Here is a 7,725-nt window from a genome sequence, read left to right as displayed (position 1 = left end):
CTTTGTGGATAGCCAAGGGGTGCTGCGCCATCGCTGCCGTGTCGTGGTGCGCCCTACCCAAGCTGCTAAGTTTGTTCTTGGGGCGCTGCGCCATGAACTGGGTCATGCCCTTGGCATTTGGGGACATAGCCCCCTACCCACTGATGCCCTCTATTTTGCCCAGGTAGCAGACCCGCCTCCGATTTCGCAGCGGGATGTGAATACCCTGCGGCGGGTCTATGAGCAACCCACCCGGTTGGGACAGCGACTACCAGAATGGACGCCCCATGGATGAATCCTTGATCCTTTGGGGCATCCTATTGACGCTGACGGCTCTAGGGCTATGGCTAGAGCATCGCTTTCGCTGGGCAGCACGGTTGGGGTCTTCGCTGATCATTCTGATTTTGGCGGCCGTCTGCGCCAATGTTGGTATTCTTCCCCAGCAATCTGCGGTCTATGACACAATCTACGACACCATTACCTCGTTGGCGATCGTCTGGCTACTGCTGCTGGTGAATTTACAGGATGTGGGGCGCCTGGGGCGATCGGCCCTGTTGGCCTTTGGCCTTGCCAGTTTTGGAACCTTGGTGGGTGCGCTCCTTGCCAGTGTCCTGTTCCATAGTCGGTTTCTGGGGGATACCCCCCGCTTGGCGGGAAGTTTGGCAGCCAGCTATATTGGCGGCAGCCTTAACTTTGTGGGGGTTGGGCGTGCCCTTAACCTTTCGGATTTGCTCTTTAGTGCGGCCACGACGGCAGATAACTTGCTCACAGCCATTTGGCTGGCAACCACGCTGAGTCTGCCTTCGCTGTTGGCACGCTTTTATCCCCCCCAGGAGGAGGGGGAAGCGGTTACCGTAACCTCCCTGCCCACCGCCTCAGCGATCGCTCCCCTAGATTTAGGGATTCTCCTCAGCTTGGCCGTGGCTGTCTTGGCACTGTCAAGGGCACTGCATCGGTTTTGGCCGCTCATTCCCACCCTTGTCTGGCTCACCACCCTCAGCTTGGCATTGGCGCAATTTCAGTGGATCCGCTATCTGCGGGGGATGGGGGCTTTGGGGATGTTTGGCCTGAATCTTTTTTTTACGGTGATTGGTGCTGGTACCCATGTGCCATCCCTAATTCCGGTGGGAATGGAAATGATTCTCTTTACCACTGTGATTGTTTTTACCCATGGTCTCGTCACCTTTGGCCTTGGGGTCCTCCTGAAGTTGGATGTAGAACTGTTGGCTCTTGCCTCCCAAGCGGCTGTTGGCGGGCCTACCACTGCCGTTGCCCAAGCCACTGGTCGGCATCGGCCCCAACTGCTGGGTGTAGGGATTACGTTGGGATTGCTGGGATACGCGATCGCCAACTATTTGGGATTGGCGCTTGCCCAAGTTCTGGGCTGGATTGGCCTAGGGTAAGCTGACAAGAACAAACAAACTGAGTTCCAAGCGGGTCAAGAGGGCTTGCAGTTGCTGCCGTGCCACCCTTGGTTCAATGGGTTCGAGTGTGACGGGGTCAAGGGGTGCCAAGCATTGATAGCGATCGCACAAGTCCGGAAAAGCCAAGGGGTGATCAAACAGGGGCAATAGGGTTGCCAGGCCGAGGGGATCCACATAGACAGGGGTGGGACTAGAAAAGGACATAAACGTACCCAGATCAACAATCATCCGATCATTGAGGTACCCTAGCCATTTTTCCTTGATTGCCTCCGTACACAGTTGCGGATGTAGATGAACCGTACTTTGATCCCACTGCGCCTCCGACCATTCCCCCAAGTCGGCTACGGTGGCGCGGGGTTGCGGACTACACCAAAAATCCAAGAGGCGATGCACCGGATGCAGAAGCTCGTACATCTCCAACTGCACGGACTGCGGCACATCGGGTAGGCTCAAGGCCAAAAAGGTGGGCAGGTTTTCTGGGTCTTTGAAGAGATCCACCAGATTCCAGTGGCGCCAGTTGACCATGGAAATAAATTCTAGACCCGCTGCTTCTAGGTATTGAAACAGCTGGGGAATGGTGCTGCCTTTATCTGCCACCAGTAGATGATTTGCCAAGAGGGTCTCATTGCTCTCTTGCTGTTCGTAGTGGGGGTTCCAGGTTCGGGCTTTGAGATCCACACCATCCTTGAGTTCTTTCATGATGTCGCGGACAATGTCCATTTCCATTTCTTCGGGATTCTCGTCCATCAAGCCCATCAGCTTAAAGAGATTTTGGGCACGAAAGAAGGGGAAGCGCTGCAGCGCACTGTGGAGATTACTGCGGAGAATGCCATCGGGCTTAAGGACACTTTTGAGGGCATTGAGGCCTTCAACAGGGTCAGGCAGCAAATATAACACTTCATCGCAATTGATGTAGTCAAACTGCTCGCCCCAACTGGGCAAATCCAAAATCGAGCGCACCTCAAAGTAAACGTTATCAAAGTGATGGAACTTGAGCCGCTCCGCCGCCAACTTCACAGATTCAGGGGATAGATCAATACCCACAATTTCCGCGCCGGGGTTGGCGATCGCCAGGACTAAGGACTTATAGCCCGTGCCACAGCCGGCATCGAGAATCCGCTTACCCTTGGTCTGTGGCACCCGATGATCTCGCACATAAAAGGGGGTCACTAAATCGTGGACAAAAAGAACGTTCGGGTCATCCTTGGGAGTTTTGTCAATGGCCACACGGGGATAGGGACCATAGTCAAACTGGCGGCGAATTTTCTCTAGATCATCCGTAGCAGCCATCCCTCTCTCCCAAGCAGTTGGTTTCTCTGTCAAATTGATACTACAAGAGTGCTGGCACTGGAGATAGGTGCGTAGAAAGTTTTAACGCCCTCTGGGGAATTGACAATCGGTCGGCAGGGGGAGGAGGAGACCTGCCATAAACCGTAGCACCAGACGCTTGAGGGGGGAAACGGTTCGCAACAGCCACAGCCCGCAGCGGCGCACCGCCACCAAAGGCCACCATGTATTGGAAAACAGACGGTTAAGGAAGTCGGTAAAGGCAAGGGTCAAGACATTTTGCCACCAGCGTTGGCGGTGAAATTGCATGAGGTGTCGGCGATCGCCAATTTCCTCAAGGGGGGTAGCCAAAATCTGCTGTGCCAGATTCCACACATCCCGCAGTCCCAAATTGAGTCCTTGTCCCCCCACGGGATGGCAGCGGTGGGCTGCATCGCCAATGACCACAAAGCGATCCGCCGCGTAGGAGTTGACTTGCATGAATTGGGCTGGAAAGACAAAGCGATCGCTCACAGCCGTAATCTCCGCCATCTGGGGATCAAGATAGGGCTGAAGTGTTGCTAAAAAGCTGCGATCGTCGAGGGCCGCAACGGCTTCCGCCTCTGGGTGGGGCAGTGTCCAAACCACTCGATAGCGATTCTGCGGTAGGGGTAGCACTCCCATTGGTCCTGTTGGCCAAAAGCGCTCGTAGGCAATCACAGGTTGGGGATGGGCAACCTCGAGGGTGGCAACCACACAGGACTGAGGATATTTCCATCCCTTGGGTTCAATGCCCATCTGCTGCCGTAGGGGAGACTTGCCACCCTCTGCGGCGACCACTAAACGGGCTGCCAAGTGAGCCACCTTGGGTTGGGTAGGGTCACCAGAAATCAGGGTCAACTGAGCGCGATCGCCCTGCACTTCGTTGGTCACTACCCGCCACGGGCAGTAGAACGTGACATTGCTGGCAGACTGTACAACGCTCTGAAGGGTCTCGGCGATCGCTGCGTGCTCACCCACATAACCAATGGCTTCCGTGCCCAGATCCGCTGGGGAAAAGTTAACCATCAAGGGGAACCGTTCATCGGAGAGTTGCACCACCTCAAAGGGCTGCACATGGGGCATGAGCTTATCCCACACCCCTATTTCCTCAAAGAAGTAACGAGACACTTGGTGGAGGGCGTAGGCTTGACCCTTGGTGTTTTCCCGCCTGTAGGGAGTTGCCTCAATGAGGGCGATCGCTAGACCACTGTTGCGTAGCGCACAGGCCAGACTTAGACCCACAATCCCGGCACCAACAATCGCCACATCCACGGCGGGCAGCTCTTGAGCAGAAGCGACCAGGGACGGTTCTGAGGGGGCAAAGGCCGATGTCATCACCATTTTGATTTGGGCACAAAAAACACATGCCCCTTTATTCTAAGAAATCTGCAAGATTGCCGGAAATGTACAGCAATGGCAGACTAGGGGCAGAGCAATTGCATCACTATTCCTATGACCCCAGAAGCTGAGATTCATCGTCTGCTTGATCTCATGCCGGCGTCGGCACGGATGCGCTGTAAGTTGGTTTCTCGACCGCAACAAAGCCAAGTCCTGCGCTATCAGCCCCCTCTTCCTTGGGGCGATCGCCCAATTGAAATTAACTTTCGCCTGTGGCAGCATCTCGATCCCCCAGAGCGCGATCTGTTACTGCTGCGGGCAGTGGCTTGGTTTAACACCACGGGTTTGATCAAACTTGACCTCTACCAAGGACTAACGGTGGCCGGCTTACTGGGTACCCTCTTCCAGGCAATCCAAGCAGACCCCATTGGTATTTTGGTGGCGGGGGGGCTAACCACCTTTGCGGGGCTGCAAGTGTGGCAAAATACGCGGGGAATTCCCGTGGAGGTGGCGGCCGATCGCCAGGCCCTGCTCTTGGCTCAACGGCGCGGCTACAGTGAACAAGAGGCTGCCAAAGCGCTCCTTTCAGGTATCTCTCGGGTAGCAGAGTTGGAACGCCGTCCCGTTCTTGATGTCACTGAACTGATTCGCTGCCAAAACCTGCGCCAGTTGGCGGGTGAGTCTGAAGTCAAAGTTCCCGTTTAGGGCACTTGCAGACTTTGCCAGTACAAAAAGCCTGCCTGTACCACCCCAATTAAAAAGCCAAGAATGCCCCCCAAGCGGACAATAGCTTGCAACTCACTGCGAACAATGCCCTGAATTGCTAGTTCGAGATTTTCTGGTGAGGTGGCCTTGACCCGATCCACAATCACCCGATCTAAATCCAAAATCGGAATCGCCCGCTCAATGATCAGTTCCATATCCCGTTCCAGATAGCGATCGAGCACCAAAGCCAATTCATCGCTGACCACTTCCAAGGAGGCACCCAGACTCGCCGAATCTCGCAGTCGCCGCAAAATACTCAGGGAAATCGTTTCCCACTCCACCGTTTGACTGACCGTTTCAATGACGCTAGAGCCCTGCTCTTGGATATAACTGCGCACCGTCTGCCGAAACAGTTGCCGTAGCTCCCGCACCGTGCCGAGGGGCAAACTTTGCAGGGTAATATTTTGCAGGGCTTCCACCAAGCGTTGCCGCAGTGCCAATGCCGTAATCAATTCTCCGAGGCGGCGGTTACAGGCTTCCCGTTCATTGAGACAATACTCCCGCAGACGAATCAAAGTATTGCGCACTCCCACAAGATTAGCCACGACCCAATAGGTGCCACTGGTATTTTGCCGTAGTTCTTGATCGAGGACATTAATCGTGCGATCGGTGAGAAAGTCAATTATCGCCAGTCGTAGGCGATCGGGGGGCAGCATGACCGACAGCAGCCAATCCGCTAGTTTCTCCGCCTGTTCATCATTCAGTTGCAGCTCCACCAATACCTGATCAAACAATTGATTGAGTTGCGGCTCCAAAAAATCTTCCCGCCGCGACCACACCTTAATCAAACGGGGCAAGGCACTGCCAAAAAAATCCCGCAGAATATTCGCCAAAACTTGGGCCGATCGCTGTTCACTTTGAGCCTGAATTTGGCTAAGACTTGTTTGGAGGAGCCAATGGATGACCGCCTTCACCCGTTGCACTTGCAACAGCCGCCGCGCTAAGTTTTGCAGCTCCTCCGGCGTTAAGAGGGAACCCAGAATGGCATCGGCAATTCGACGGGCCAGCCGCTCCTGATTGCGGGGGATGAGACCAGGAGTAAAGGGGAGTTGCTTGCCGCCTACATAAACTGGCTTGTAGGGGCGAAAGAGCATTGTAATTGCTAAATCATTCGTAAAGTAGCCGATGACCCCCCCCGCCAACGGTGGTACAAGCAATGTCCAATAGCTAATCTCTGCCAATGCTGGCCTTCGCCTCCTCTGTTTGCTGACTTTTTTCTAGGCAATGCACAGGCGCAAAATAGCCCCAGCCATCTTGGCGCCGGATTATCCCCGCCTTTTCCTAAGGGGCTGTGGCTATCACCGCTGTTGGTCATCTTGGTCATACGCCCTTAAGCCCTTAAAAGTTTACAGCCGACGAATGGCATCAATCAGAACTTCTGGCGGTTGCACTCCTTCCCAGCGCTGTACTTCACGGCCTCGGTGGAAAAGAATCAATGTGGGCAGGGCCTGAACGTGGTATTGGCTCGACAGTTGAGGATAGCGCTCAGAATCAATTTTGACCACCTCGACCTCGGATTTCAAATGTTTCTTGACCTGCTCTAAGATAGGAGCCATCATTCGGCAAGGGCCACACCAGTCGGCATAAAAGTCAACCAAGAGGGGCTTATCCGTTGTGGCTAGGAGATCGCTAAAGCTACTAAATTGACGTGTGGTTGCCATAGTCAATTCCGATCAAGACTCTACCCTCATCATAGACACAGGGCAGAAAAACTGGCGAAAGGATGGCTGCCCCAGTCTGAATAGGCGGGAAAAAGGCGCTATTGTTGAGGTTGAGCGCTCTGTTGTGATTGCTGCTGGATGCTCGTTACTGCTTCTACCTCTCGTCCCAGTCGCTGGCTGCTGTTTCGCCGTATTAGCCAAATTGTGGGAGTACTGGGGCAATTTGGTAGTCAACTGCTGTGGGACTATATTTGGCGGCGGCGGAGTCATCGCACTCAATCCCAACGGGCCCGTTGGCTCGTACAGCAATTATTGGTCTTGGGACCGACGTTTATTAAAATTGGTCAATTTCTCTCGACGCGATTTGATCTGTTGCCCCCCGCCTATATTGAGGCCCTGAGGAAACTACAGGATCAGGTGCCTCCCTTTGACTCGCGGCGGGCGATCGCCCTGATTGAGCAGCATTTGGGGCAATCCCTTGGGGATCTCTACGCCACATTTGATCCAAAACCCCTTGCAGCGGCCAGTCTCGGCCAAGTCCATCGGGCAAGGCTCCATAGTGGTGAAGAGGTGGTTGTGAAGGTGCAACGCCCACAACTGGAGGCGCAACTGTATCTGGACTATCTGGCCATTGGTGAACTCATTCGCTGGGCCGATCGCTGGCTGCCCTTTCTTCGTCCCTATGCCCTCCAAGAGATCTATGAGGAGTTTTTTAGTATTCTGCTGCGGGAAATTGATTACATTCAAGAGGGGCAAAATGCCGATCGCTTTCGTGCCAACTTTGCTCAAGACCCCTATATCCGTGTTCCTAAAGTCTATTGGACCCATACCTGCCACCATGTCTTGACGATGGAGTATCTCCCCGGCATTCGCATTGACAATCGAGCCGCGATCGAAGCCTTTGGCTTAAATCCCCAGATGATTAACCAGCGGGGAATTTGTTGCTATCTCAAGCAGTTATTGATTGATGGCTTCTTCCACGCTGATCCGCATCCGGGGAACTTGGCCGTGACCAAAGAGGGTGATCTGATCTTCTATGACTACGGCATGATGACGGAAGTGCCGGCCCTGAATCAGCAGCAGATGGTGCAAACATTTTTTGCCGTGCTACAAAAGGATAGCGATCGCGTGATTGCTGCCTTGATGGAACTAGGTCTGTTGATGCCTGTCACTGATAGAGTTCCCCTACAACGGATTATGCAATTGATTCTAGATCGATTTACCGAACGCCCGGTGGATTTAGCCGCCTT

General features: G+C 54.0%; 7 protein-coding genes and 1 pseudogene. 4 read left to right on the top strand and 4 right to left on the bottom strand.

Annotated elements, in window-relative coordinates; translation table 11 throughout:
• Together H8Q75_RS07985 and H8Q75_RS07980 are read left to right on the top strand one after the other, a co-directional pair.
• Positions 1-274 (top strand): annotated as a pseudogene (locus H8Q75_RS07985) (peptidase); the annotation flags it as partial.
• Complete coding sequence (locus tag H8Q75_RS07980) at positions 267-1,382, top strand: DUF819 family protein (protein WP_297041102.1); 1,116 nt, start codon at positions 267-269, stop codon at positions 1,380-1,382. The pseudogene H8Q75_RS07985 and the gene H8Q75_RS07980, both read left to right, overlap by 8 nt.
• Here H8Q75_RS07980 and H8Q75_RS07975 read toward each other — a convergent pair.
• Both H8Q75_RS07975 and H8Q75_RS07970 read right to left on the bottom strand, forming a co-directional pair.
• A complete protein-coding gene (locus tag H8Q75_RS07975; protein WP_297041101.1) occupies positions 1,374-2,693 on the bottom strand; it encodes a class I SAM-dependent methyltransferase in 1,320 nt (439 codons plus the stop codon). The genes H8Q75_RS07980 and H8Q75_RS07975 overlap by 9 nt on opposite strands.
• Positions 2,694-2,774: 81 nt before the next feature.
• Positions 2,775-4,046, bottom strand: coding sequence for an FAD-dependent hydroxylase (locus tag H8Q75_RS07970; protein WP_297041100.1), 1,272 nt, complete (start codon positions 4,044-4,046; stop codon positions 2,775-2,777).
• Positions 4,047-4,163: 117 nt separating this feature from the next.
• On the opposite strand from H8Q75_RS07970, the gene H8Q75_RS07965 reads away from it, so the two are divergent.
• Complete coding sequence (locus tag H8Q75_RS07965) at positions 4,164-4,754, top strand: DUF3318 domain-containing protein (protein ID WP_297041099.1); 591 nt, start codon at positions 4,164-4,166, stop codon at positions 4,752-4,754.
• Here the strand turns inward: H8Q75_RS07965 and H8Q75_RS07960 are convergent.
• Complete coding sequence (locus H8Q75_RS07960) at positions 4,751-5,995, bottom strand: DUF445 family protein (RefSeq protein WP_024125276.1); 1,245 nt, start codon at positions 5,993-5,995, stop codon at positions 4,751-4,753. The genes H8Q75_RS07965 and H8Q75_RS07960 overlap by 4 nt on opposite strands.
• A 165-nt stretch (positions 5,996-6,160) precedes the next feature.
• Complete coding sequence (gene trxA, locus H8Q75_RS07955) at positions 6,161-6,475, bottom strand: thioredoxin (protein WP_024125275.1); 315 nt, start codon at positions 6,473-6,475, stop codon at positions 6,161-6,163.
• Positions 6,476-6,613: 138 nt separating this feature from the next.
• Between trxA and H8Q75_RS07950 the strand changes: the two genes are divergently transcribed.
• Positions 6,614-7,725: AarF/UbiB family protein (locus tag H8Q75_RS07950; protein ID WP_297041098.1), on the top strand; the 1,112-nt coding region annotated here is incomplete at its 3' end.

Origin of the sequence: Thermosynechococcus sp. OHK43 (assembly GCF_014466085.1) — a bacterium.
GTDB lineage: Bacteria > Cyanobacteriota > Cyanobacteriia > Thermosynechococcales > Thermosynechococcaceae > Thermosynechococcus.
The sequence above is the reverse complement of the archived record's forward strand: the minus strand, read 5'-3'. Positions and strand labels throughout refer to the sequence as shown.